Origin of the sequence: Mycobacterium sp., assembly GCF_050701675.1 — a bacterium.
GTDB lineage: Bacteria > Actinomycetota > Actinomycetes > Mycobacteriales > Mycobacteriaceae > Mycobacterium.
Genome location: NZ_JBOGDD010000833.1, coordinates 1 through 2,509, shown reverse-complemented (window position 1 = coordinate 2,509; position 2,509 = coordinate 1). Strand labels below are relative to the sequence as shown.

Sequence of the window (2,509 nt, the reverse complement as noted above, 5' to 3'; positions counted from 1 at the left end):
GAGTCACCATGCCCATGAGTTGACCGGGCAGTTGGGCAGCCATGCCGCCCATCTGACTCATCATCTTCATCATTTCCTGGCCGCCCTGCGCCGTGCCGGGCGGAGCGCCGGGACTGGGCATGCTCGGCGGGACCCCCATGCTGTTGGCCACCTCGGCCGACGCTTCGTTCACGAATGCGATGTTCTGCGACAGACCCATCTTGATGCGGCTCTGGATCAACTCGTCGGTGTTGCTGACCAGGGCGGCAGCCGCCTGAAGCGCCATGCATTCCTGCTGGACCTCTTCGGCCGTCGCGTTCGCCAACCCCTTCGTCTTGACGACGCTGAGCTCCATGGCCTGCAGTTTGAGCGCGATGGCCGCCGCGTGCGCGGCGTTGGCCTCGTGACCTGCGATGATCGTGGTGGCCTCACCTGCTGCTGCGACGGAACTGGCCCCGGTCCACTTGGCCGCCAGCGCCGTCAGCTGGCTTTGCTGCAACGGCACGACGGAACCCGTCAGCTTGCCTGCCCACGCCTGGTACTCGGCCGCAGCCGAAGCGAGCTGCTCCTCGTCGACGTTCGGCCAACCAGGACCCGTCACGGTCTGCGACCCATACGGGCTTTGGTCGGGTGGCACCCCCACGACACGGCTCCCCTCACACAGTGCGGCCGGCAATCAGAACTCGGCCAGCAATCAGAATTCAGATTACCGTCGCCGCGGGGGGTGGCAACGCACTAGCCGAGGATCAGTCCCGACGTCGGTACGCCCGTGCCCGCCGTGACGAGCACGTGTTCGACGTCGGGCACCGGATTGACCGACGTGCCCCGCAGCTGACGCACACCCTCGGCGATGCCGTTCATACCGTGGATGTAGGCCTCACCCAGCTGGCCACCGTGGGTGTTGATGGGCAACCGTCCGCCGATCTCGATCGCGCCGTCGGCGATGAAGTCCTTTGCCTCGCCCCAGCCACAGAATCCCAGCTCCTCGAGCTGGATCAGGGTGAACGGCGTGAAGTGGTCGTAGAGGACCGCGGTCTGGATGTCCGTCGGCTTCAGCCCGGATTGCGCCCACATCTGCTTGCCGACCAGACCCATCTCGGGAAGGCCGTCGAGTTCCGGCCGGTAGTAACTGACCATCGAGTACTGGTCTGGGCTGGCCCCCTGCGCAGCCGCCTCGATGATGGCCGGGCGGTTCTTCAGATCCTTGGCGCGCTCCGGCGAGACGATGACGAGCGCGACGCCACCGTCGGTCTCCTGGCAGCAGTCGAGCAGTCGCAGTGGCTCGGCGATCCACCGCGAGGCCTGATGTTCGGAGATGGTGATCGGCTTCTCGTAGAAGTACGCCTTCGGGTTGTTGGCCGCGTGCTTGCGATCCGCGACCGAGATCGCGCCGAAGTCCCTGCTCGTCGCGCCGGACAGGTGCATGTACCGTTTGGCGATCATCGCGACTTGCGCTGCGGGCGTGGACAACCCGTGGGGATACGAGAAGGAGTTGTCGACTCCCGTCGAGTCGGCGTTCTCCACCAGTCGCATCTGCACCTGGCCGAACCGCATCCCCGACCGCTCGTTGAAGGCACGGTAGGCCACCACGCAGTCGGCGATACCGGTGGCGACGGCCATGGCGGCCTGCTGAACGGTGGCGCACGCCGCACCGCCGCCATGGTGGATCTTCGAGAAGAACTTGAGGTCCCCGATTCCCGTGGCGCGCGCGACGGCGACCTCGGTGTTGGAGTCCATCGTGAACGTCGTCATGCCGTCGACGTCGGCGGGCGTGAGGCCCGCGTCGTCCAGCGCGTCGAGCACGGCCTCCGCCGCAAGCCGTAACTCGCTACGGCCGGAGTTCTTCGAGAAGTCGGTGGCGCCGATGCCGACGATCGCGGCCTTGCCGGACAGTGGGCCGGGCATCAGGCACCTCCCACTGTCAGCGTGGCGTTCGCGATGACGTGATCGCCAAGACTGTTGCTGCCAACGACCTTCAGCGTGATCAGCCCGTCGTCGACCGCGGTGACCTCACCTGAGAACGTCACCGTGTCGTAGGCGTACCAGGGCACCCCGAGCCGCAGCCCGATGGTCTTGATCACCGCGTTCGGCCCCGCCCAGTCGGTGAGGTAGCGCTGTACCAAGCCGGTGTCGGTGAGGATATTGACGAAGATGTCCTTGGACCCCTTGGTCTGCGCCTTGTCCCTGTCGTGGTGCACGTCCTGGTAGTCGCGGGTGGCGATGGCCGTCGAGACGATGAAGGTGGGATCGCCGTACAGCTTGAGTTCGGGCAGCTTGGTGCCCACCTCTACTACCGGGGCAGTCATGAGTCAGGCTCCCATGCGTAGTTGGTCCAGGCCGGCCCGACGTCGTTGGCCGGGAAGTCGATGTACATGGCGCGGACGGGCATTCCGATCTCCACGGTCGTCGGGTCGACGTTGCGCAGCTCGCCGAGCATCCGCACCCCCTCCTCGAGTTCGACGAGTGCGATGACGAACGGCGGGGTGCGGCCAGGCACCTTCGGCGCGTGATGCACGACGAAGCTGAACAC

General features: G+C 66.0%; 3 protein-coding genes and 1 pseudogene. All 4 read right to left on the bottom strand.

What is annotated here, in order from left to right; genetic code table 11:
• A pseudogene (locus ACRDUX_RS25455) lies at positions 1-622 on the bottom strand (hypothetical protein); the annotation flags it as partial.
• 92 nt (positions 623-714) lie between these two features.
• Positions 715-1,884 (bottom strand): 17-hydroxy-3-oxo-4-pregnene-20-carboxyl-CoA lyase, encoded by a 1,170-nt coding sequence (gene ltp2, locus ACRDUX_RS25450; protein WP_526417731.1) that lies wholly within the window; start codon positions 1,882-1,884, stop codon positions 715-717.
• Positions 1,884-2,285 (bottom strand): MaoC family dehydratase, encoded by a 402-nt coding sequence (locus ACRDUX_RS25445; protein WP_526417729.1) that lies wholly within the window; start codon positions 2,283-2,285, stop codon positions 1,884-1,886. The genes ltp2 and ACRDUX_RS25445 overlap by 1 nt, the downstream gene beginning before the upstream one ends.
• Positions 2,282-2,509: Zn-ribbon domain-containing OB-fold protein (locus ACRDUX_RS25440; protein WP_526417727.1), on the bottom strand; the 228-nt coding region annotated here is incomplete at its 5' end. The genes ACRDUX_RS25440 and ACRDUX_RS25445, both read right to left, overlap by 4 nt.